Below are 21,170 nucleotides of genomic sequence, written 5' to 3'. Positions count from 1 at the left end.
AAAGCAGCAGTCGAGCGCATCGATGAAAAATCTGAGCGGAACAGACAATACCCGGCACGCGGACTGACGCAGACTAAGCTTCAAGGCCACACCCACTCCCGGCCTCAAGGAGAAGCATCATGCTGTTCAACTGGTCCGAGTACGTCCCCGCCGTGAAAAAAGCCTTCGGCGCCCTGGGCAAGAAACACCCGAAAATGATCGCCGCCTACCAGGCCCTGGAAGCCGCCGCCGCTGACGGTGACGCCCTGGATGCCAAGACCCGCGAACTGATTGCCATCGCCGTGGCCATCACAACCCGCTGCGACGGCTGCATCGGCGTCCACGCCGAGGCCGCCCGCAAGGCTGGCGCCACCGAAGCCGAGATCGCCCAGACCCTGGCCACCGCCATCTCGCTCAATGCCGGCGCTGCCTACATCTACTCCCTGCGCGCCCTCGAAGCCTACGAGTCCGCCGCCGCGCTAAAATGAGCCTGTACCCGCGACGCTTCGGCGCCGCGGGCCTACCTCTTTCCCTTGAGGGGTGCGATGGGTTATCTGTGCTGCTCAGCCAACCAAAGCCGCTGCCCATGCCCCAGCCTACCCTCAGCTACTGGAAGCTCACCCTCGCCATCGCCGCCGGCATCTGGCTCGGCTGTCTGGCCGTCGCCGCCACCGCGTGGCTGCTCTGGCGCGACGCTCCGCTCGCTCTCGCCCCCCACCTCGCCCCGTCACCAACGACAACGCCCACGGCGCCGCCGCCAACGCGCAGCAACGAAGAAATGTTCCAGCAATACCTGCAGCGCCAGCAGTCCCTGCAGGAGCAGCAGAATCGTCAGATAGAGAAATCGGAGCAGGAAAAACGCTTCAACAGCGCGCCATGTCAGTTCTGGCTGCAGCAGTATCAAGCGGACCCAACGCAGAAGAATCGAGAGAAGATGGATGGGTATTGCGGGTGATGGAGCAGTTTAGGTGCCAAGCCAACAATATGAAATACGAGCAGACCAACCCGGAAGATGGGGTAGGGAGTGACCAAGGCGATTTGACATCAAAGTCGCTCCGAGAGCGTGTCGCGTAGTGTATCGACTTTGTAACGTTCTTGACCAATTCACCTCACTATGCTGTAAGTACTCGACTTTCAAATACTACCCTGCAAGAGCCCGCCTAGCGTATGGAAAGACTGATGCAGATAGAAAAGGTAAGTAGTGGTACCGACTTCTCGTCCGATTTCGTAAATGAGGAAACCCTTCAAGAAGTCGCTAAAGCGGTTGAACAAGAAGGCGCCCAGTTAGGAGTTGGCGGTGGCGGCCTGCATTTCGACACCCGTCGCTTCGCCCTGACAGTCGGCTACATCCGGGAGTTCAATATTCACAGCGGTTATTGCGTTGAAATAGGCAGTCTGAATTATCTCAGCTCCAAAGTCATCTGGTCCTTCTTTCCACACGCCACTGTGACCGGGACATCAAATGACCTCCGTAAGCGCCCACTGCAATTTGCCGACAATTCGGTAGACAACATCTTGTGCACGGAAGTAATAGAGCACATTTCCGACATTAACTACAAACAAGCCACGACACTGGACGGCATATTCTTCTTTCTGGACGAGGTCTATCGGGTTCTTCGAGTTGGCGGGCGCGCCCTGATCACGACGCCAAACGCCGCCAGTCTCTGGGCGATCCAGCAAGCGCTGTCGCACAAAGCGCCGCTGATGTACGACTGGCATTTCCGAGAGTTCACGAAGTCCGAAATGAAAAAAATCATTGAGTATTCGGGCTTTAAAATTGTCGCTCACAATACTGAATTTTCATGGCATCTGTGGAACTTCAAGCATATTGAAGATTTCATGAAGACTCATAACTACGCATCGAGCGACCGCGGGGACGATCAATTCATCATAATCGAGAAAACAAGCGAGAGGGTCAGAACACCACACCACCTTGCCTTACCCTGCAAGAAAGAGTGGAAAGAGGAGGGTTGGCAGCTGATCGCCAACAACATTCTTCGCATGAGTTACAATATGAGATTGCGGCTGAAATTAAAGATGGGTTTGCGATAAAAAACACCCACCTGATAAGTACCTGCGACCTGCGTACTTTGGGCAGAGCCGCGACCGCCTCCATGACTGCCCCCGCCCAATTCAAGCGCGGCATCGCGCAGGAAGCCGCCTCGCGCATGCCTAGCGAACGCCAGAATTAGACACCGCAAAAGACAAAGCCCCTGAAACTCTAGGAATTTCAGGGGCTTCAGCCGTTGCAATAATGGCGGAGAGATAGGGATTTGAACCCTTCAAAAATCCGCACATGCCTGCACATTTCCTTCACTATCAATTAGTTACGACTGGCGCAGCGCACTCTTAGCCACTGTATCGCACTGCGTTTTCGACACTTTTTCGACACTGTTCCAGGGCTCAGATACCGACCAGGCAGTAGCGGATCAGGGCTGCTTCGACGTCCTGTTTCTGTCGCAGTACCAGCTCGACGGCAATCACGTTGTCGTGCTCGTACACCTCGTAGAACACGCGGTATCCGTCGTGGTTGAGCTCCCGGTAGCGGGTCACTCCCAGGTCGGAGGCCTGGCGGCTGACGGGGTAGCCCACGGGAGCATCCTGCAGCCTGGTCAGGATCTCATCGATCAAGCCATCGATCTTTGCTGCAGCAAGTTCGGGAGGATGGTACTCGGCCAGGTGTTCTTCCTGGTCCTGGATGCTGAAGACTGCCGTTTCAGTGAAGCGGATCTCGCGTGCTGTCATCGAGGCTTACTGCTGGCTACGTCGCTTGGCCAGGCGGGCCTTCAGCTCGTCTGCAGAGCAGTGCTTGCCTTCGGCGTACTCACGCGATCCCATGGCGAGCAGCTTGACCAGGGCGATAGCCTGGTCGCGGCGCTTACGCTCGGCGTAGGACTCCACTACCAGGGTGGGTACGCCGTTCTGGGTGACGACCATTGGTTCGTCCAGGTCGAGATCTGCGGCATGCCGCTTGAGGTAGCTGATCGTTTCAACCCGCATGGTTGAACCTCCTTACTGGGAGCGCCGTGGATGTCGGAGGCGCTTGGAACTGTGTCGGCAGGTTAGGCCAAATTTAGACCGAATAGCAACCACGCCCGGATCAAGCGGCCATTCCATAGCGGACGTACCGTTCCTCCAACTTCTTGGCCAAGTGCTTCTTCAGCCAGGTAGTGGACCTGCCCTTTTCCCGGTAGTACTCCTCGATCAGCGGGAATATTGGCAACGACTTGAGTGCGGCCCAGCAGGACAGGAAGTCCATGCGGTTACGCGCGAAGAGCGTGATGGCGTTGCCCAGCATCAGCTCTATGTTCTTTCCCGAGAAGCCCCGAGCAGTCTTGTAGTAGCGGCGGTAGAAGAAACGGTCGACCGGTGCGAGGAATCTGGCGTCGCTGTGCAGCAGTGTCCACAGCGGGTCCACGTAGCCTGGTCGGTGCAGAAGGCGGAAGTTGTCCAAGCCGTATTCGAAAAGTCCCTGCAGGTGGGTGGACAGTTCGGCGAAGGTGGTGGATCCAAGTACTGCACCGGATGGGTCGCAGGATCCTTGCGCGAACTGCTCGACCACCGAGTGATGGAAGCGAAACTCCAGGCGGTAGACCTCCTGGTCCGGATCGTAGTTTGACGGATCCGCGTCGAAGGGGTTGTCCTGGTCCTGCCAGCGGTTTTCCCAGTAATCCAGCTTGTCTACCGCCTTAGCCTGGCGGGTCTTGTTGTAGAGCGCGCACTGCATGGCGGAGGCTGAGCCGAACAGGAAGGACTGGCCACGACTGTAGGTGGCTGCCAGCTCGTCGAAAACCACGTCGCCGATGCCATCGAACTGGCGCACGTTGCGCGATTTGCAACGCATGCGGCTGACCAGGCTGGAAGGTGGCGTCCAGCCTTGGAAGTCCACGGCGAGGTGGACTGCGCATTGCCGGGGCTCGACTGCGATTAGGATCTCGCGAGCCAGGTCATCGAGCATCACCTGCAGGTTGGCCGGGGAATGCTGCTCGATCAGGTGGGGGCTGACTTCGATCTTCAGGTGGGGACCTGGTGACTCGGCTTTGACGTTGTAGTTCTTGATCAGCAGGACCAGGCCAAGGTCTGCGTTCTGCAGCTTGAACTGGTAGCCGGAGTCCCGCCCTACCCGTCCGGGATGCCATTGCCGTTCAGCGAAGTTGACCAGCTCCGTGGCTTCGAACAGGGCCAGGACCTCAGGACGAAGCACTCCGGTGTACAGCTGACGAACCGTGTCGACGTGGCAGCCGAGGATTCGTACGGCAGAAAGGTCGACTGAGGATCCGTTGCCCGGGTCCAGGAAGAACCGTCCGGAGGCAGACTCTTCAAAGTTGCCCGTGTCGTCGAAGTGGATGCGGATCAGGTCCTTGGGTGCCTTCATTGTTAATGCCTTCATGTGCTGGTGTGTGTCGATACAGAGACTGTTTAAAGACGTGCTACAGGGCCGTCTAGGCCGCGCCTTCGGCCTACCGCTCGTGCCTGGCGCTCCCGGCCGGCGGCGCGGCTCGCCGACTCAAAACGGAAACGCCGACACCGGCTGCATCACCTGCAGGGCGGTGAGAAAGCCGAGCGCATAAGCGAGTGCGAGCAGCCCAAGGGCGTTGATCAGTCCGTGCAGGGTCATTGCTTCCTCCAGGGGCGTGAGGCGTATTCGGAGTCGGGCACCACCGTTAGCGATGGGGCAGTGCTCGGCGGCGGACTGGTAGCGGCTGCGATGGGTGCAGAGGGATTCACGCCGGCCATCGTTCTGGGCGGTGAGCCGGTGCAGGTGATGGTCTGCTTCCACTTCTCAAAGGCGAGTTCGGCCATGCACTCGCCCTTGGGTATAACCCGGTAGCCCGCCCCCATCAATTGCCAACTGGTCAGTTCCAGATGCCGACCTTCCGGGTCATCCAGTCCGAACATGTAGATGTCGCCCTTCGACTGTCGGTAGGCGTGGGCGAGGATGCTGATGCGGCGGTCGGCGAAGGGATGAGCGCTCAGGTCAACAGGCGCACCAGCTGGCCCAGCAGGTAGAAGACCAGCAGGAACAAAGCTACTCGCAGCAGGACGCGCCGAATTAGCCACAGCAGGGCTTTGCGCAGCGGGATCAGGGCTAGCCGCAGGAGCCGCCATGTGAGGCGCGGAAGCGGTTTCAGGAGGCTTACCGCCGATGACCTTGAGAGGTCCCATATAGCTGACAAAGCCAATAGTGCCGGCCAGCAGTGCCAGTAGAAGAACCAACTTAGGCGACCGGAACAGACTTTTGCCGGCCTTGGTGTCCTGGGTCTTGCCGGTGGCGGTGGACTGGTAGAGCCGGAAGGTCTGCTTCTTGATTCGCTTGTATTCGACGATGGTGCCGTCAGCGGGTGGGCGGTTGAGCTGGGCGTCATGCTGGGCCTCCTTGTACCGGCCGGGGATGCCGATGACGGCGAGGTTGGAGTGCTTGTAGGCCATCTCGCAGGTCATGCGGATGTCGTCGCGGATGTAGCTGATGTTCGGGGTAGTCAGGACGATGTCCCAGTTGAAGTGCCGGTGCCGGGTCCAGGCATCCAGCCAGCCCATCGGCCGATCCGCTTCGTGCGCTGCCTCGGGGCCGCCGGGGTAGTCGAACTTCTCCAGGTCGCGTTCGCGCCAGGACTTGGGGAACAGCAGTTGGGTTTCATCGAAGATCAGGAACGCGCCCCGCGGTGCCCACTGAAACCACGTGCGCATCTGCTCGAGGTCGGCCAGCGATTCAAGATCGAGGTTGATGATCTGCGCGGAGTTGGGCAGATCGGGGAACACGGTGTAGGCGCGCTCCAGGGTGAAGCCCCGGACGTTGGTGATGATGACGCGGCCGTCCTTGAGCGCGGGCACGGCATCGTCCTGGATCGCGCCGGAGGTTTTGTACGAGCCATTGGGGCCGTGGTGAATCTTGATGGACATGACTCACCTCCCAATGATCGGCACGAAGCGCATGCAGAACCGGGTGGCGGCGGCGGTCATGATGATGTTGAGCGCCTGGGGCACGCCGAAGAACGCGAGGCCGGCCGCAATGGGGGCCGGTAGCGCCGCGTACATACCTCGAACCATGGCGGGGATACCGAGGCCGTCGATCAGTTCGCGAGCGACGGTGAAGCTGACATCGAGCAGCAGGATGAAGGTCTGCAGGGTGCTGTAGATGATCGCCTTGGTTACGACCACCAGGCCGTCTTTGACGAAGTCGTAGATGCCCTGCGCGAAGAAGTCCCAGATCCACTGAAAGAAGCCGATGATCTGGTCGAGAAAGCCGGAGAGCCATTCCATATAAGTCAGTCCTTCAAGATGACGAAGGCAGCGATCAGCGCGGCCATCAGCAGCAGCGCCAAACGCATGTAGGAGAGTTGGGTGGAGTAGTCGGCGACGCACAGGCGGTAGGACTTGCCCCAGACGGTGAAGGAGTCGCAGGGCAGTTGGCCGCCGCCGGTGGACAGCTGAAGATCGAAGGAGCCCTTGAGCTGATCGATGTTGGCTTTCACCGCGTCCTTGAGGTCTTTCTTGGCGTCCTGAACCTTCTGCTCCCACTCCTTGTTGGCCTCCTCCCAGTTGCCAGCTTTGGGCTCGCTCAGTTCGCTGGAGGGGCCATTGCCTTGGCAGCCGTTCGGGTCTTTGGCGGGGTCGCATTGGCCTTCGCCATCGCCATCCCCGTTTCCGTTACCGGAGCCGTTTCCATTACCGCTGCCTGACCCGGATCCATCACCGCCACCGGTACCGGGATCGGTTCCACCGCCGTTACCGCCGCCTGTGCCTGGGTCAGTGCCGCCACCGTCTCCCCCGCCATTGCCACCGCCCGTGCCGGGATCTGTTCCGCCCCCCTCGCCCGGATCGGTACCGGGATCGGTCGGGGTCTTGACGCAGGTGGTGCCGGACCACGAATAGCCGTCCGGACAGCCAGGGTCGTTGGGATCGGAAGGCGGGGTATTGGGATCGGTCTCGCCGGGCGGTGCCGGATTCGGTGAGTCGCCTACTGAGGGCGGCAGGGCGTTATCGGTGGCGCAGTTCTGGCCGTCGCTGGACATCGAGTAGTTGCAGAAGCCTTGGCTAGTAGAGCCAGGAACGAGATAGCAGGAGGTGGCCTTGCTGGAGCTCAGTTGATACTGGCAACTGCCGCTGCACACCGATGAAGGCGGTGTGCTGAGAATGGTGACGCGGCCGGCGATGGTGGTGGTCGGTGAGTCCGGGCCACGGGTCAGCAGCGGCATGCCAACTTCGCAGGTAGGCGGCACCACGCAGCTACCCGACGCATCCTGTTGCTGACCGGCCGGGCATTCACACTGGCCGTTGGTGGCGCTCCAGGCTGCGCCGGTGCCGCAGGAGTCACCCGCTCGGCCAAACGTGGTGCTGCCGCTGAAACCAGAGTTGGTGAACTTGAGCTGACACTTCACCGTCGTTGGATTAGTCATCGTGACAATGACTTCCAGCGGGCTACCAGGGGCGTTCTTTTGGTTTAAAGCCCGGTAAGCCTCACAGACCGCACCGGCAGAGCTGTACATCTGGTTGCCGTACTGGAATCCGTACAGCGCCGCTTGGGCCAGCTGCGGCAACAGCAGTGCTGGCAAACACCACAGCAGCCCCCTTAGAAATCTGTTCATTCCCCACTCCGGACAAGAAAAAAGCCCCTGCGGAATCAACCGAGGGGCTTTCCGCTTCCATCAGGCGGTTAGAAGAATTCGCCGCATCGGTACCCGGTGATGAAGGCGCCGGCGAAGAACGCCCCCAACCACACCGACCAGAGCACTTACGCCTTGCGCAACATGCTGTAGATCAGGCCTGCGACGGCCAGGATGACCAGGGCGCCGACGATGTAGCCGCCGATGTTGGACATGTCGCCCTTGCCGTCGGTGATGGCCTGTTCGACGGCGGTGGTGTCGATGACACTGGCCGCGAAGGCCGGAACCGAAGTCACGGCGGTGACGGTGCCGGCGATGCAGACGTTGCGGAAGGAGCGGATCGGGTTGAACTTGGCGATCTGTTGTTTCATGGCGTTCATAGTGTTTCCTCTCTACTTGGCTTTACGAAGAAGTGACGCGACCCAGCCAGTCAAAAGCCCCGTCACGAAAGCTCCGAGAACGCCCGCAGCACCGATGCTGAAGGCCTCCAGGGAGAACCCGCCATTGACCAGGATTTCAATTGCTCCAGCGGCCTCGGGCGGAATCAGATAGGCCTGTTGCCACTCGATCTGCTGGCAGCGCATCAGGCCGTCCGCCGTGGACGCCCAGCTGGTGCAGACCTGAACGGCAACTACGCCGGTCATTTACGCGGCAGCCTTGCTGTTCGAAGGCATGGGCACGACACCGAGCAAGTGCGGTTGGCTTTTGCCGCCAGCCGCGTTGACGAGGGTGGCCAGAAACTTGCGCTGGCCAGGCTTATCGAGGTCGGTGATCTGGTCGAAGACGGTGGTTTCCGCGCTGACCTTCTGCACCAGGTAGCCGCGGTTCTGCAGGCGTTCCTGTTCAGTCATGGGTTCACGAGCGATGATCGCGGAGCAGTAGGTACGGCCTTCGACGGTGACTTTCTTGACGTTGAGGCACAGGGCAATGAGTTCGAATTGCATGGTGTTTCTCCTGGTTCGCCTTTTTCGGGCGTGAGTTAGCCCACTGCTGCAATGCGGCGCGTTTTGCCGTTCATTCAGCGGGGGTGTTGGTGCTCGTTGATTGCGGTGGTGCTGGTTGCAGGTCAGGTCAAGACAAAGGGGCGCTGCCCCTTGTCATCCCCGCCCTCGCCGGGAGGCAGGTGGCCCGGGTGCAGAGCCCCCGGAGCCACCCACCGTCAGGCTGTTCAGGGTGGTGCGCGTTCAAGGGTTCGCTTCGCCCGGCGCTCCGTTTGTCCGAGCGGTAAAGCGTGTTCGGACAAGCCGGTACGGCGGCCCTTGACCGGATCAGCCCAGGCGCGGACGGTGTGGCGAGCGTGGTAGCGGCCCACCACTAGCACGCAGGCCACCAGCAGCAGCCAGAAGATCAGGTGCGGGATGGGGTTACTGACCATGGTTCAGCCCTCCAGCTCGAAGGGTTCGAGGATGGGAACAAATGGAGTCGGCTTGCCGCTGTCGTAGACAACGTGCCAGTACTTCGGCGGTCGGCGGCTTGGGTCGTGCTTCACGCAGTAAGAACGGCGACGGCAATGCCAGCGGCCATCGAGTAGATAAGGGCGCCCAGGGGGCTGGCAGTCGGCGCACACAGACTGGTTGAGCAATACGGGCCCCAGCCTTGTGACAAAGCACACAGAGCAGTCGCAGTCCGGTGCGTGCGGGCGATACAGGTATTGCGAGAGGGTCTGCATGACTCATAGCCCCCTCCCCTGTATTGCGAGCCAATAAGCGCCATAGAACAGAGTGGCGATTGCCGTCGCGGGTATGACCCAGAGCACCAGTGCGCGGACGGTACTGGTGACCAGGTGGAAGGTAAGGCTCTCTTCGACCGGACGCAGGACTTCAAAGGCCAGGCCAAGTGCCATTGCGAGAGCAGCGGTCACAAGCAAGTAATTCAGCATGCTGCCGCCTCCTTACCGATCCAGAGAGGCCCACTCTTCATCAGTAGTCCTCCTGCTCCAGCAGTTGCTTAACCACCAGGGCGACGTTGACCATGCGGTGGCGGCCCAGGCGAATCGTCGGCAGATAGCCTTTGTCGATCCAACCGCGAACGCGGTCCTGGTCTTCCCCCATATGGATCCAGATTGCAAATTCCCGCCATGGCATCAGAGGCGGGCAGTTCACGAATTGCTCGGGCTTGAGTCCTTCCAGTTCCATGCACATTCCTGCACTATTCTTTTCTATTGGAATTGCATGGCTAAAGCGCTAATCGCTTTAGCCGTTTCAGCTTAAGTTACTTAACTTAAGCCAAAATGGCTACAGGACCCTGAGAATTTTTTCAGATGATAAAAGAGCGGCTTATAACCATTTTGAAGGAATCAGGAATCAAGAACCCTGAATTAGAAGAGGCTACGGGGATTAGCCGCTATACATGGCAAAACGTCCGCAATAAAGCTGAAAGAGAAATTAAAGAAGTAGAAATTGAAGCAGTGGTAACACTGTTTCCTCAATACGCCTACTGGCTTACAACAGGAAATATTGCCCCTGAAATAGGCCAAACTAGTCCAGCGTACGACGAAGCAAATGAAAAATTAGAAGCTCCCAACGCGGGATAAGGCTGACACGGAAAGCAGCGCTGCGTTGGTTCAGCAAGGGATAAGAGCGACACTCAGAAGTTAGACATGAAAAACAAAGGCTAGGAGCCTGGATGATCGAGCTTAGAAGGCTTAATACCTCTCATACAAAATACGGCGCATATAAGATCGCCAGGATCATTGAAGAACATGGTACTGCAGGCATCTTCGATAGATTAATCCGTGAAGATGAGACACAAGACAAGCTCGACCTAAGTCAAGCAAGTGCAGTTCTCGCAACCAATAAGAACGAAGAACCCGCCAAAATATGGGATATCGCGCGAGAACTCGGCCCACTTTATTTGAATGCGCTAACAATGATAGGAATAATCTTCAGCCATGAAGACTATATATCCGCATTCACGAGATCAGAGCATCAATCTGATTTCAATCGTATAATCTACAAGCAATTCTTCTTCAGCAGAGAAGAACAAAACAACCCGGAAAGGAAGCCAAGTGACTCTACAACAAAAAAATTTACTAATCTCTCCAGTAGCGTCCAAAACTTAGGCTTTTGCACAGAAAGCTCTCCAGTGTATTTCAAGTTCGACATCCGAGAAATTCTTGAACTGGAGAAACTAGGCCCACTTGTAAAAGACCTCATTGAACGACGCCTTAAAAAAGCCAATTGGCTACCATCAGAGAGTTCGCTATTAGAAGAAATAAGCCGACTCGAACTCGACAGGCTATTTGGCGTTAGCTTCAATAGACTAATCAACTGGTTGGACATTGACGACTCAGATGTAAGCCTTGTCAAAGTAGAGACATCCAAAGACTTGGAGTTCTTCCTTGACGCAGGAAACACTTCAATTCACGAAAAGTTTAAGTTTATCGCTGGGCACAAACCCAGAAAAGAAGGAGAAGCTCAAGCAGCCAATCCCCGATCCGCGTATGAACTCAAGCTAGTGCACAATGCAATTCAGAACAAGCTGTACGATTCACTTGTCGAAAAGCATGGAAAGCAGTACGTCGGAACGGAGCTTCATACAGGCAGCGGGACATACATTGACGTAGCCGTTCGCCACCATGACGGCACAATTACTATTTATGAGATAAAATCAAATATCTCAGTAAAGGCCTCCATTAGACAGGCGATATCTCAACTTCTAGAGTACGCCTACTGGCCTGACCAAGAAATAAAAGTCAGAGAACTGGTAGTCGTAAGCCAATTCAAGATTGACTTAGACAGCGAAAAGTATCTCCGATATCTCAGAAATGAATTTGGAATTCCAATAAAGTATTTACGACAAAAAATCTAAATATGCTTTGCCAGAATAATCGACTCTTTTACTTCTCGAGTCCTGTCTTCGCGACGACCCATGGTCATATGATCATGGTCGATATTCTCATACCAGACCTGATAGCGCGCGCCCAGCTCCTGGTGCGCCAAATCAATCAGATCGTCAATATCAATCATCCCAGTATTCGAATAGCTGAGCACAAGCTCGCTATTCGAATCCTTCACACCGTCAAATAGATCGGTGAAGGCGCCTTTTACCTGCGAGCTGATACAGAAGGGCGATTGATGGCGATCCTCGCGGTAGCGCCCTTTAACAAGGTTGCCAGCCTTATATTGAAGCTCGGGATAGTCATACTTTACCAGAGTTTCAATCGCGTGATAGAAGCGACTATAGTGAACAAAAGCATAAGGGGGATCAGCATAGACCACAGCACCATCCAAGCCCTTCAGACACTCCTTATAGTCCATCGCAACGATCTTGTGACCTAGATCGACAACGTTATCAATATTCCATTTCAACAGCGCATTAAACTTCCTAGAAAAATACCCACCCACCGATGCCTGACGATACTTATTAATATCCTTCATCGACGACAAGGTCTTTGCATCTCGATATTGCGCGTAATGCCCTGTCCCTTGACTTGTATAAGCCATAGCATGCATCAAGCAGGTTATCCCAAGCGCCTTGTCCGCCTCATCGATCTTTCCGCTTAAAGCGAGCCCATCAATCACCTGCTTTATGGCATCAATCCAGACACACTGCTCTGCACTCCACCAGGTCCCGGAGTAGTACTTCGTGAAAAGATGGTAAGGCGACGAGAACTCATGATTAATGAGCGACTTATTTCTCGCCTCGATCTCGTTGAATTCAGCCAACGAGCATGTCGCCGGATAGCTCACATCAACAGAGATTGACTTTAGGTTCTCAGCGACAATAGGGCGCGCAAGCTCGACAATATCAAATTCACCAATGTGAGTCGCTCGACGTAGATATACCGACGCGATAGATGCCGAATAGCTTTGAATATCGTTAGAGATCATTCTGTGGCTGTGACCAAAACCACCAGAAATAGAGCAAGCACCAGCAAAAAGGTCGACTAAGGTTTTCCCTTGAGTATCAAGCCGCGAAAAACCTTCGCCAATGAAGTTAAGAATAGCCGCCTTCGACCCCATGTACTTGATCACCTGGGGATACGTTCTAGGCGCTAGCAAACGCGTGACACTATTGACGCAATCTACAGAGACTGCATCCAATTCTGAATCAACACGTTCGACTAGCTTATTCATACTAATTTTTACACCTAAAACCTTGCGCAATTTAAGCGCATACATTGCGGCGGCATTCTACAGAAAAGCTAGATCTTTTTCCAGTTCTGTGTTATTGGATCCACGCTGTGCACGGGCGTGCACTTTCCAGCACACAAAGGACAGGTTTACCACCGATGGCGCTTTCTGCTCTTCCAGAATTCATTCGCGACAACTACGAGATACTTGAGTGGCACCACGCAACTGCCATTCTGGAAAAAGACTTCCCAGAAGAGTGGGAGCAAATATGCAATGTGTTGACGAATTTTCGACTGCATAGAAGCGCTGTTTTGCAGCCCGGAGGTAGAAAGTCGCCAATATCTGAGGGCCTCGATGGCACGCTCTATGAGATGGGATGGGTGGAAAAGAAATTCGACACCAGGATCAAAGTCGACGACATCGAGCGCATCACACCAACGCACAGCATTGACTGCTTTAAGAATAGAATAGGTCTCGAAATTGAATGGAATAACAAAGACCCGTTCTATGATCGTGACTTGAATAACTTCCGGCTTCTATTCGAGCTCAAGACACTCAGTGTCGGCGTAATCATTACCAGAAGCAGCGAGCTGCAGCGCATTTTTAATGAACTCGGGAAAGGTGCGTCCTACGGCGCTTCAACTACACATTTCAACAAGCTGAAGCCCCGAATTCTCGGTGGAGGTGCCGGCGGATGTCCGGTATTAGTATTTGCTATTAAGCCGAGTCTGTATATAGAAGACTAAATTCTCCACTCCCTCCTAAAACGGCCAGCTCCAGCCGTTTAAGGGGGCCATATGAGCACAAAAATCAAGAAAATTTAAGCACGGAGAAGTAATGAAAAGGAATATTCAATATACCGATTTAAAAAAAGCAGCAAAGCAGTACAACAATATCTTTGAAAACCATCTAAACAAGCGCTCATTTAAGAGCAAAAAATTCTGGCTCTCGATAGTCTTCGCGGCGCTTATGTCGTTATGCTTTTACGCAGATTTTCTTCTACTTAAAAACGGCCATTTTCTGCTCTCTTTGATTCCACTTATTCTGCTATACATATTTGAAGCAATAGGTCTAGCGTTTAAGACTGCCCACGATGAAGAACAAGTCACCGAGAAAGTTCGAAGAGCAAAACTTCCCCCGCCCGATGAGAAAGGCCTCATCCTCGACGACTCCGAATGCCGTCGCGCCTGGCTGGCGAGGGAATTTTCCGTACCAGCTTCCAGCTACCCTCTCCTTGCAACTGAGTTTGAAAAAATAGAAGAGCAGATCTCCCGGCAGGAGAAATTACTTTCTGGTCTGGATACACGTTTTTTAAGGCACATCGTAAAAGCCCCCAAGCTGCTTATACTTTTTCTTCTTCCAATTATGGGCGGCCTACTTACCTTCGCGGGACAGAGCCTAATCACAAGTAGCGGTCCATTCAATTTCTCCGAACTAAGCAACATGAAGAGTCTGAACTTTATTGCTCTCACCGCATGCATTGCAGTTGGCGGGTTATTTATTTTGAGCTTTTTTCTTTCCCTTCTGGTGAGCCTTGGAAGCTTTGTCCTGGACACCGTTAGCCTCCACGGCTGCAGTGCCAAGAGTAGAGCCAGGTTCAAACGCGACCTGTATATCTACAGTGAACTCCCACCAGAGCTGGAAAGCTCCGATATGAAATCACCTTCCACCGCGCGCTACTTGCACAGAGAGGCACTGTAGGAGCGAGATTTTGATTTCGTAGCAGGCGTGTGCTCCCTATACCGTTTTTGCGGAGGTGGGTATGGGGATTGAACACCTTGAGAATGGGCGCTGGCTGGTCGACGTCGAGCCGGTGAAAGGAAAGCGCTATCGGAGACAGTTCAGAACCAAAGCCGAAGCACAACGCTTCGAAGCCTTGATGCGCCAGCGCTTGGCGCAGAACCCGGAATGGAACCCTCAGCCTAAGGATCGCCGGCGACTGTCCGAGTTAGTCGAGCGCTGGAGCGTTCTGCATGGTCATGCGCTGAGCGACGGCGAGAACCGCACTCGGCTGTTACTGCAGCTGACCGAGGACCTGGGCGACCCGGTAGCGCTGCAGCTGACGGGCAATCAGTACACTGAATACCGAGCGCAGCAGCTGGCAGCAGGGGCGCATGGCAAGACGTTGAATAACCGGCTGGGATATCTGCGGGCGGTGTACAACGAACTGCACCAGTTGGGCGAGATTGACTATGCGAACCCGCTGCAGCGGGTGAAGTTGCTCAAGCTCCAGGAGCGGGAGTTGACCTGGTTGGTTGAGGAACAGATCCGCACGCTGTTTGAGGCCATCAGGAAGCGCTGTAAGACGCCGCACGTGGAAATGGTGGCGAGGGTCTGCCTGGCGACGGGAGCGCGATGGGGAGAGGCTGAGGGGCTTGTTCCTGGACGAGTGCGCGGCAGATGCGTGACGTTCGTGAACACGAAGTCGAAGCGGGCTCGGTCGGTGCCTATCGATAGCGTCCTTGAGGACGCCCTGCAGGATCACTTCACCAGGTACGGGACTTTCTCGAACTGCCGTAACAGCTTCGATCAAACCATCAAGACTTGTATTGCCCTTCCCGCTGGCCAAGCGTCCCACGTCCTGCGCCACACCTTCGCGTCGCACTTCATGATGAATGGCGGGAATATCCTCACGCTGCAGAAAATCCTGGGGCATACGTCGTTGGCGATGACGATGCGCTATGCACACCTGTCGCCGGATCACCTGCAGGATGCGGTTCGGTTCAATCCGCTGAGAACGCTAAACACGCTCTGGCAGTGAATAGGTGACCTTCTGCCCTTTCACCTTCACAAAGCCTTGCTTGCACAGCGCCTGGTAAACGCGATCAGCCTCTATTACGGGGACGTCCTTGCCGAGGGTTGCTCGGATGGTGCTGATCAGCGTTTTGGTGGAGGCCGGTTTTGAAGCCTTGCGACGCACTAGGTCGACCATGACTGTCTTCAGGTGCGCATCGTTCGCGGGAGCGGTCTTTACCGGTGCTTTCTTGACCGGCTTGGCGGCCTGGGCACTTGCGGCACTGGCAGCCAGGGTGGCCTGCAAGGCGGGAAGCTCCTTGAAGCACGGCATGGCTTCGATGCTTTCGGACCTGGTCGCCAGGATGCCTTTGCTCTCCAGGTGCTTCAGGAGGGGATCGAAGCCCTTGTCAGCCGATATGACGTGGAAGGACGCCGTGGGATCTTCCAGGGCGAAGCGCCCCAGGTAGTAGGCAATGTGGAAGTCGAGTGCGTTGGGACCTGCTGCGTCGATCCGGATGTAGTCGGCGCGCTCCCCCATTCGCTGAATTCCGATAATGAGGTCAGTCGATAACTTGGAGTTGTTCGGCCCCAGGAAAACCCGCAAGCGAAAGTGCGCTTCCTGCAGTAGATCGAGTGATCTGACGGGAATGCTTTCGTAATCGATCAAAACGTAGTGAGTGCGCATCCGTTGCTGCTCAGGCTGTCCATGCTCGTGGCATTTTGCTGCAGGCGCTGAGGGAACGGAAGCAGGCTTGCGTCGAGGGCTTCGACACTTTTTCGACACTGGCCCGGACGCAGAAAAGACAAAGCCCCTGAAACTCTAGGAATTTCAGGGGCTTCGGCCATCTGTAATGGCGGAGAGATAGGGATTTGAACCCTAGGAACTGTTGCCAGTTCAACGGATTTCGAATCCGTCCCGTTCGGCCACTCCGGCATCTCTCCGTGCGGCGCGCATGATACCAGCTTGAAGCCTGAAGGCGAAGCCCTGTTTCAGGATTTTTTTGCGTGGTATCAGACGCTTGCGTGCACTCGTCAGATCAGAGCGGTACGCCCAGGCGGTGGGCCACTTCTTCGTAGGCCTCGATGACGTCGCCCAAGCCCTGGCGGAAGCGGTCCTTGTCCATCTTCTTGCGGGTTTCCTTGTCCCACAGGCGGCAGCCGTCCGGGCTGAATTCGTCGCCCAGGACGATCTTGCCGTGGAACAGGCCGAACTCGAGCTTGAAGTCCACCAGCAGCAGGCCGGCGTCGTCGAACAGCTTGTTCAGCACTTCGTTGACCTTGAAGGAGTAGGCCTTCATTTCGGCCAGTTGCTCCAGGGTCGCCCAGCCGAAGGCCTGGACGTGGGATTCGTTGATGAACGGATCACCCAGAGCGTCGTTCTTCAGGAAGAGTTCGAAGGTCGGCGGGATGAGCTGCAGGCCCTCCTCCACGCCCAGGCGGCGCACCAGGCTGCCGGCGGCATAGTTACGCACCACACACTCGACCGGGATCATCGCAAGCTTCTTGACCAGCACTTCGTTGTCCGACAGCAGGGCGTCGAACTGGGTCGGGATGCCGGCGGCTTCGAGCTTCTGCATGATGAAGGCGTTGAACTTGTTGTTCACCATGCCCTTGCGATCGAGCTGCTCGATGCGCTTGCCATCGAACGCCGAGGTGTCGTTGCGGAACAGCAGGACGAGGCGGTCGGCGTCATCGGTGGTGTAAACCGACTTGGCCTTGCCGCGATAGAGTTCTTCGCGTTTTTCCATGATGGGCTCCGCTTGCTTAAGGGGTGGGCTCAGGCGATGGTGCGCCAGTCGAGTCCAGAATGCTGATCGGCTACCTGCAGCCAGTCCGGGTCGCACCCGAGGGTGTCGACGAAGCTTTGCCGGGCCAGCTGCGGCGAGTTGTTCTTTTCGCTGAGATGCGCCAGCACCAGGTGCTGCAGGCTTTCCCAGCCCAGCTGGGCCACCAGTTCGGCGGCCTGCCGGTTGTTCAAATGTCCCCACTGGCCGCCAACACGGGCTTTGAGTGGGTAGGGATACGGACCGCGGGCCAGCATGTCGGTATCGTGATTCGCCTCGATGATCAACGCATCGAGGCCACGATAGCATTCCAGCACCTGCGCCGTGGCGGCCCCCAGATCGGTGAGCTGGCCAAAGCGCTTCCGGCCATCGGAAAACACGTACTGCAGGGGCTCCCGTGCATCGTGGGAGACGCTCACCGCAGTGACTTCCAGGTCTTTCAGTACCAGGCGGTCGCCGCATTTGAGCAGCCCCGCCGGCGCCACCGGCTTGCGCATTCCCTGCAGGGTGCCGGCGCTGAGATACACGGGTATTCGATGGTGCCGGGCCAGCAGTTCGACGCCGTTGATGTGATCGGAGTGCTCGTGTGTGACCAGTACCGCGTCCAACTGCCCAGGCTCTACGCCCAGGCGTGCCAGACGGCGGATGGTTTCACGCAGCGGGAAGCCGCAATCGATCAGTATCCGGGTGTCAGAACTGCTCACCAAGGCCGAATTGCCCCGGCTTCCGCTCCCCAGGACCGCGAAGTGCATTCCGCATACTCTCCTGGAGTTTTTCCAACACGCCCTGCGCCACGTCAGCCGGTGCGGAGGTGTTGATATCTTTGTCGACGGTGATCTGGACGGTATTGCTCACGCTGGTCAGGCGAACCTGATAGCGCTGGGCCTTGGCGTCCTCTTCTTCCTTGGTCTTCTCGCCACCGCCGAACAGGCGGCTGAAGAAGCCAGGCTTGTCTTCGTCCTTCTTCTTCGCGCCTTCGGCGATGTTGACGTAGTACACGCCCAGGCTGCGATTGAGGTCGTCGACACGGATGTCGGCGCGATCCAGTGCACGACCGACGCTGACCCAGGCACGGTCGAAGTCGGAGTCGACGGTCAGGACCGGGTTGCCGCTGCCGTCCTTGTTCAGTTGGACAGAGCCAGGAGTGTCGTAGTCCGAGTGCGCGGCGAGCAGGGAGACGGAGCCGCCCTTCTCGGCGCTGGTGGCCATGCTGGCGATCATTTCGTCGAGCAGCGCGGCATCCAGGCTCGGCACCGCCGGCTTGGTCGGCCAGTCACCGCTGGCGGTGCTGCCGGCCGGGCGGGTTTCGCTCAGCACGTAGACTTCACTGGTGTTGGTCTGCACGCCCGGCTCGATGCGTACGCGAACGCGCGCTTCGCTGTCAGGCTCGACGCCCGACACACGGCTGCTCAGCCGACGCGCCAGGGGCGCGGAGAGCTGCGACAGCGGCTGCCAGTTGGTGCTGAACTCGCCAGTCTGCGGACGCTCGTTGGTGATGGAGAAACCGTTGTCCTGGAAGAACTGGTGGGCGACCGGCCAGACTTCCGCCGGCGGGCGCTGAGCGACCAGCCAGCGCGAATCACCGCTCTTCTGCAGGCTGAAATCGCTGACTTCGCCGGCGCCGGACAGCGGCTGCGGACGTGGCACTTCGAACTCGCCTTCCTTCTCAGTGCTGGTGGCGACGTTCATCGGGATCGGCAGCAGCGGGTCGAGCGGCTTGCTCTGCATGCCTTCGGGCACCTTCATCGGTGCCGTTTCGCGGGCGTTCAAATAATCGTCGCCACGGTCACGGAAGTAGCCTTCCGGGCCCCACAGCCAGCCGCAGCCGGAGGTGTTGCCGATAACCAGGGCGAGCGCAGTCAGTCCTGCCAGTCGCTTCATGCGAGGGAGCTCCTTAAGCCAGGACGCCGGTCTGGCGCATGGCCTGACGCAGCGGTTCGTGGCAACGCGGGCTGAGCCAGGTCAGAGGCAGGCGGATGCCCTCTGGAATCAGCCCCATTTCGTGCAGGGCAAACTTGACCGGGATGGGGTTGGATTCGATGAACAGGGTCTTGTGCAGCGGCATCAGACGATCGTTGATGGCGCGGGCAGCGGCGGCGTCGCCACGCATGGCGGCGGCGCAGAGGTCGCTCATGGCGCGCGGGGCGACGTTGGCGGTCACCGAGATATTGCCCTTGCCGCCCATCAGCATCAGCTCGACAGCAGTGGCGTCGTCACCGGAGTAGACGAGGAAGTCCTTGCCGACGCGGTCCAGTACTTCCTTGCCGCGCTGCAGGTCGCCGGTGGCTTCCTTGATGCCGATGATGTTCGGCACCTTGGACAGGCGCTCGACGGTCTCGGGCAGCATGTCGCAGGCGGTACGGCCCGGCACGTTGTAGAGGATCTGCGGGATGGCCACAGCTTCGGCGATGTGACGGAAGTGCTGGTACAGACCTTCCTGGGTCGGCTTGTTGTAATACGGAGTCACCAGCAGGCAGGCATCGGCGCCGCCGGACTTGGCGGCCTCGGTCAGCTCGACGGCTTCGCGGGTGGAGTTGGCGCCGGTGCCGGCGATGACCGGGATGCGGCCGTTGACCTGGTCGACTACGCGACGGATGACGTCCAGGTGTTCGTTCACGTCCAGGGTGGCCGATTCACCAGTGGTGCCGACCGCTACGATGGCGTTGGTGCCTTCCTGCAGGTGGAAGTCCACCAGCTTAGCGAGGCTGTCCCAATCCAGTCGACCCTGAGCATCGAAGGGGGTGACCAGCGCCACCATACTGCCCGCAATCATGCAACCGCTCCTGCCGGAAAAAGAAAGCCGTAATGGTACTGTCGCCACCGGCCACGCACAAGGTGACGCAGCGACCCGCGAACGACCAGACATTCCCCTCATCGGCGCTTTTCGCTACCCTTCTTCCTTTGTCGATGCGGCCCGCTTGGCCGCCACTCCAGGAATGCTGCATGTCCGCCTCTCACCCTCGTGAACAATTCCTCCTGATCAGCGCTCTGGGCCCGAACCCGATGGAGTTGACCAGCGTGCTATGCCGCACCTGCGTCGAAAACCGTTGCTCGGTGGTCAGCAGCCGCCTGACCCGCCATGGCGAGTTCAGCGCGCTGATCCTGCAGATCTCCGGCAGCTGGGACGCCCTGGCCCGCCTGGAGGGCGGCCTGCCGCCCCTGGCCAAGCGCCATGGTTTCACCCTCAGCGTCACCCGCAGCAATGTCCACGTTACCCGCGCCCAGGCCCTGCCCTACGTGGCTTATGTCAGCGCCGTCTATCGCCCGGACATCCTCAACGAGCTGTGCCAGTTCTTCATCGATCACAACATCGAGCTGGAGAACCTCACCTGCGACACCTACCAGGCGCCGCACACCAACACCAGCATGCTCAACGCCACCCTCACCGTGACGCTGCCGGCCGGCACCCAGATCAGTTGGCTGCGCGATCAGTTCCTCGACTTCGCCGATGCGCTGAACCTGGACGCGCTGATCGAACCCTGGCGTCCGCAGCATCCGTAAGGAGAGAGCCCAATGGCAGTCGAACTGAACAAACCCGTCGCCGATTTCCACGCCCCGGCCACCAGCGGCGTCGAATTCCGCCTGTCCGAGCTCAAGGGCAAGCAGGTCGTCCTGTACTTCTACCCCAAGGACAGCACGCCTGGCTGCACCACCGAGGGTCAGGGCTTCCGCGACAAGATCGAGGACTTCGCCAAGGCCAACACCCTCGTCTTCGGCATTTCCCGCGATGGCATCAAGTCCCACGAGAACTTCAAGGCCAAGCAGTGCTTCCCCTTCGAGCTGATCAGCGACAAGGACGAAGCCGTCTGCCAGCTGTTCGACGTGATCAAGCTGAAGAAGCTCTACGGCAAGGAATACATGGGTGTCGACCGCAGCACCTTCCTGATCGACGCCAAGGGCGTGCTGCGTCAGGAGTGGCGCGGTGTGAAAGTGCCCGGTCACGTGGATGCCGTGCTCGCCGCCGCCCAGGCGCTGAACCAGTAATCCGCTGA

At 57.5% G+C, this 21,170-nt stretch carries 29 protein-coding genes and 1 tRNA gene; 10 read left to right on the top strand and 20 right to left on the bottom strand.

The window, feature by feature from the left end:
- Positions 1-119: 119 nt before the first annotated feature.
- The 3 genes from G4G71_RS10510 to G4G71_RS10500 all read left to right on the top strand — a co-directional run bounded on the left by G4G71_RS10510 (position 120) and on the right by G4G71_RS10500 (position 2,031).
- Positions 120-467, top strand: coding sequence for a carboxymuconolactone decarboxylase family protein (locus tag G4G71_RS10510; RefSeq protein ID WP_169937394.1), 348 nt, complete (start codon positions 120-122; stop codon positions 465-467).
- Positions 464-934 (top strand): hypothetical protein, encoded by a 471-nt coding sequence (locus G4G71_RS10505; protein ID WP_240964902.1) that lies wholly within the window; start codon positions 464-466, stop codon positions 932-934. The genes G4G71_RS10510 and G4G71_RS10505 overlap by 4 nt, the downstream gene beginning before the upstream one ends.
- Positions 935-1,158: 224 nt before the next feature.
- Complete coding sequence (locus G4G71_RS10500; RefSeq protein ID WP_169937391.1) at positions 1,159-2,031, top strand: methyltransferase domain-containing protein; 873 nt, start codon at positions 1,159-1,161, stop codon at positions 2,029-2,031.
- Between the two features lie 351 nt (positions 2,032-2,382).
- Here the strand turns inward: G4G71_RS10500 and G4G71_RS10495 are convergent, their stop codons facing one another.
- The 13 genes from G4G71_RS10495 to G4G71_RS10435 form a co-directional block, all read right to left on the bottom strand.
- On the bottom strand, positions 2,383-2,724 hold the full coding sequence (locus tag G4G71_RS10495) for a type II toxin-antitoxin system RelE/ParE family toxin (protein ID WP_169937389.1): 342 nt from the start codon (positions 2,722-2,724) through the stop codon (positions 2,383-2,385).
- Between the two features lie 6 nt (positions 2,725-2,730).
- Complete coding sequence (locus G4G71_RS10490; RefSeq protein WP_024763399.1) at positions 2,731-2,979, bottom strand: type II toxin-antitoxin system Phd/YefM family antitoxin; 249 nt, start codon at positions 2,977-2,979, stop codon at positions 2,731-2,733.
- A gap of 100 nt (positions 2,980-3,079) precedes the next feature.
- A complete protein-coding gene (locus tag G4G71_RS10485) occupies positions 3,080-4,354 on the bottom strand; it encodes a hypothetical protein (protein WP_169937387.1) in 1,275 nt (424 codons plus the stop codon).
- 239 nt (positions 4,355-4,593) lie between these two features.
- Entirely contained in the window at positions 4,594-5,880 is a 1,287-nt protein-coding gene (locus G4G71_RS10480) for a zonular occludens toxin domain-containing protein (RefSeq protein ID WP_169937385.1), read from the bottom strand.
- A gap of 3 nt (positions 5,881-5,883) precedes the next feature.
- Complete coding sequence (locus tag G4G71_RS10475; protein WP_084358758.1) at positions 5,884-6,240, bottom strand: DUF2523 family protein; 357 nt, start codon at positions 6,238-6,240, stop codon at positions 5,884-5,886.
- A 5-nt stretch (positions 6,241-6,245) separates the two neighbouring features.
- Positions 6,246-7,565, bottom strand: a complete 1,320-nt coding sequence (locus G4G71_RS10470; RefSeq protein ID WP_169937383.1) for an attachment protein — start codon at positions 7,563-7,565, stop codon at positions 6,246-6,248.
- Positions 7,566-7,711: 146 nt separating this feature from the next.
- Positions 7,712-7,963, bottom strand: coding sequence for a major capsid protein (locus G4G71_RS10465; protein WP_169937381.1), 252 nt, complete (start codon positions 7,961-7,963; stop codon positions 7,712-7,714).
- Positions 7,964-7,975: 12 nt separating this feature from the next.
- Entirely contained in the window at positions 7,976-8,227 is a 252-nt protein-coding gene (locus G4G71_RS10460; protein WP_169937379.1) for a hypothetical protein, read from the bottom strand.
- Positions 8,228-8,527 carry a hypothetical protein gene (locus tag G4G71_RS10455; RefSeq protein ID WP_169937377.1) on the bottom strand — a complete coding sequence of 100 codons (300 nt, stop codon included), beginning with the start codon at positions 8,525-8,527 and terminating at the stop codon, positions 8,228-8,230.
- A 224-nt stretch (positions 8,528-8,751) separates the two neighbouring features.
- Positions 8,752-8,958 carry a hypothetical protein gene (locus G4G71_RS10450; RefSeq protein WP_169937375.1) on the bottom strand — a complete coding sequence of 69 codons (207 nt, stop codon included), beginning with the start codon at positions 8,956-8,958 and terminating at the stop codon, positions 8,752-8,754.
- A gap of 3 nt (positions 8,959-8,961) precedes the next feature.
- A complete protein-coding gene (gene pflM / locus G4G71_RS10445; protein WP_169937373.1) occupies positions 8,962-9,252 on the bottom strand; it encodes a lysogeny maintenance protein PflM in 291 nt (96 codons plus the stop codon).
- Positions 9,253-9,255: 3 nt separating this feature from the next.
- Complete coding sequence (locus tag G4G71_RS10440) at positions 9,256-9,462, bottom strand: hypothetical protein (RefSeq protein WP_169937370.1); 207 nt, start codon at positions 9,460-9,462, stop codon at positions 9,256-9,258.
- 40 nt (positions 9,463-9,502) lie between these two features.
- A complete protein-coding gene (locus G4G71_RS10435) occupies positions 9,503-9,718 on the bottom strand; it encodes a DNA-binding protein (protein ID WP_169937368.1) in 216 nt (71 codons plus the stop codon).
- 125 nt (positions 9,719-9,843) lie between these two features.
- On the opposite strand from G4G71_RS10435, the gene G4G71_RS10430 reads away from it, so the two are divergent.
- Positions 9,844-10,116 carry a helix-turn-helix domain-containing protein gene (locus tag G4G71_RS10430; RefSeq protein WP_169937366.1) on the top strand — a complete coding sequence of 91 codons (273 nt, stop codon included), beginning with the start codon at positions 9,844-9,846 and terminating at the stop codon, positions 10,114-10,116.
- Between the two features lie 92 nt (positions 10,117-10,208).
- The gene (locus G4G71_RS10425; RefSeq protein WP_169937364.1) at positions 10,209-11,393 is read left to right on the top strand and encodes a hypothetical protein; all 1,185 of its coding nucleotides are present in this window, start codon (positions 10,209-10,211) and stop codon (positions 11,391-11,393) included.
- Here the strand turns inward: G4G71_RS10425 and G4G71_RS10420 are convergent.
- Positions 11,390-12,661, bottom strand: coding sequence for a DNA adenine methylase (locus tag G4G71_RS10420; protein WP_240964901.1), 1,272 nt, complete (start codon positions 12,659-12,661; stop codon positions 11,390-11,392). The two genes, G4G71_RS10425 and G4G71_RS10420, sit on opposite strands and share 4 nt — an antisense overlap.
- A 155-nt stretch (positions 12,662-12,816) precedes the next feature.
- Between G4G71_RS10420 and G4G71_RS10415 the strand changes: the two genes are divergently transcribed.
- The 3 genes from G4G71_RS10415 (at position 12,817) to G4G71_RS10405 (ending at position 15,419) form a co-directional block, all read left to right on the top strand.
- Positions 12,817-13,404, top strand: a complete 588-nt coding sequence (locus G4G71_RS10415; RefSeq protein WP_169937362.1) for a BglII/BstYI family type II restriction endonuclease — start codon at positions 12,817-12,819, stop codon at positions 13,402-13,404.
- Positions 13,405-13,495: 91 nt separating this feature from the next.
- Positions 13,496-14,359 (top strand): hypothetical protein, encoded by an 864-nt coding sequence (locus G4G71_RS10410; protein ID WP_169937360.1) that lies wholly within the window; start codon positions 13,496-13,498, stop codon positions 14,357-14,359.
- Between the two features lie 61 nt (positions 14,360-14,420).
- On the top strand, positions 14,421-15,419 hold the full coding sequence (locus G4G71_RS10405; protein WP_169937358.1) for a phage integrase: 999 nt from the start codon (positions 14,421-14,423) through the stop codon (positions 15,417-15,419).
- Here G4G71_RS10405 and G4G71_RS10400 read toward each other — a convergent pair.
- From G4G71_RS10400 to dapA, 6 genes are all read right to left on the bottom strand, one after another.
- Entirely contained in the window at positions 15,399-16,079 is a 681-nt protein-coding gene (locus G4G71_RS10400) for a PIN domain-containing protein (protein WP_169937356.1), read from the bottom strand. The two genes, G4G71_RS10405 and G4G71_RS10400, sit on opposite strands and share 21 nt — an antisense overlap.
- A 167-nt stretch (positions 16,080-16,246) precedes the next feature.
- Positions 16,247-16,336: transfer RNA gene (locus G4G71_RS10395), tRNA-Ser, on the bottom strand.
- Positions 16,337-16,431: 95 nt separating this feature from the next.
- Entirely contained in the window at positions 16,432-17,142 is a 711-nt protein-coding gene (gene purC / locus G4G71_RS10390; RefSeq protein ID WP_169937354.1) for a phosphoribosylaminoimidazolesuccinocarboxamide synthase, read from the bottom strand.
- Positions 17,143-17,171: 29 nt separating this feature from the next.
- Positions 17,172-17,930 (bottom strand): MBL fold metallo-hydrolase, encoded by a 759-nt coding sequence (locus G4G71_RS10385; RefSeq protein ID WP_240964899.1) that lies wholly within the window; start codon positions 17,928-17,930, stop codon positions 17,172-17,174.
- Positions 17,869-19,059, bottom strand: a complete 1,191-nt coding sequence (bamC, locus tag G4G71_RS10380) for an outer membrane protein assembly factor BamC (protein ID WP_169937350.1) — start codon at positions 19,057-19,059, stop codon at positions 17,869-17,871. The genes G4G71_RS10385 and bamC overlap by 62 nt, the downstream gene beginning before the upstream one ends.
- Before the next feature lie 13 nt (positions 19,060-19,072).
- Positions 19,073-19,951, bottom strand: coding sequence for a 4-hydroxy-tetrahydrodipicolinate synthase (gene dapA, locus G4G71_RS10375; protein ID WP_169937348.1), 879 nt, complete (start codon positions 19,949-19,951; stop codon positions 19,073-19,075).
- A gap of 170 nt (positions 19,952-20,121) precedes the next feature.
- On the opposite strand from dapA, the gene G4G71_RS10370 reads away from it, so the two are divergent.
- Complete coding sequence (locus G4G71_RS10370; protein WP_169937345.1) at positions 20,122-20,679, top strand: glycine cleavage system transcriptional repressor; 558 nt, start codon at positions 20,122-20,124, stop codon at positions 20,677-20,679.
- A 12-nt stretch (positions 20,680-20,691) separates the two neighbouring features.
- Positions 20,692-21,162 carry a peroxiredoxin gene (locus G4G71_RS10365; protein WP_169937343.1) on the top strand — a complete coding sequence of 157 codons (471 nt, stop codon included), beginning with the start codon at positions 20,692-20,694 and terminating at the stop codon, positions 21,160-21,162.
- The last annotated feature ends 8 nt before the right edge of the window (positions 21,163-21,170 follow it).

This window comes from Pseudomonas multiresinivorans, assembly GCF_012971725.1.
GTDB lineage: Bacteria > Pseudomonadota > Gammaproteobacteria > Pseudomonadales > Pseudomonadaceae > Pseudomonas > Pseudomonas multiresinivorans.
This window is presented reverse-complemented; position numbering and strand designations above follow the sequence as displayed.